Annotated in this window: 1 protein-coding gene; it reads left to right on the top strand. The window is 41.0% G+C overall.

The features are described from left to right. Positions 1–117: 117 nt before the first annotated feature. A partial coding sequence (locus N5O98_RS27385) for a transposase (RefSeq protein ID WP_269496307.1) occupies positions 118–625 on the top strand: 508 nt, incomplete at its 3' end.

The following is a 625-nucleotide window of genomic DNA, read 5'->3' as shown; positions in this document are numbered from 1 at the left end:
GAGGTTGTGTCAAAACGCTGACACAGCCTTTTTTTATGCGCAAAGCCCAGACTTTCTCAAGCCCGGGCTTTGTTATTACCCAAAGTTTTCGTATCTTTAGGTATAAAGTTTTTCGTTATGGCAAAGTTACATTTTCGTCCTTACATTCCCAACCAAACCGTTCTTTTTCCACAAAGAATTGATGAAAACATAGCTGCGACCGACCCGGTCCGCATCGTGAATGCTGTTATTGACAATCTCAATCTTGAGAGTTTCAAGAAGCTTTATAAGGAAACGGGCCGTTGTCCTTATCATCCTAAAATGATGCTTAAGGTGATAATCTACGCCTACATGAATAATATCTATTCTTGCCGTAAAATAGAGAAGCACCTCCTTCGTGACATTCATTATATTTGGCTTGCCGGTAATGAGCATCCGGATTTTATCACGATCAACCGTTTTCGTAACCGTGTAAAGGAGGAAATAAATAATGTATTTACCCAGTTGGTTCTTGTCCTTGCCGATAAAGGTTTCATCAGCCTTGATGTGGAGTATATCGACGGCACCAAGATTGAATCCAAAGCCAACAAATATACTTTTGTCTGGCGCAAGACAGTCGAACGGAACCGTACGAGACTAATGGATA

The organism is Bacteroides sp. LFL-34 (assembly GCF_027257075.1).
Lineage (GTDB): Bacteria > Bacteroidota > Bacteroidia > Bacteroidales > Bacteroidaceae > Bacteroides > Bacteroides ovatus.
Note: the sequence above shows the minus strand (reverse complement) of the source record. Positions and strands in the feature narration are given on the sequence as shown.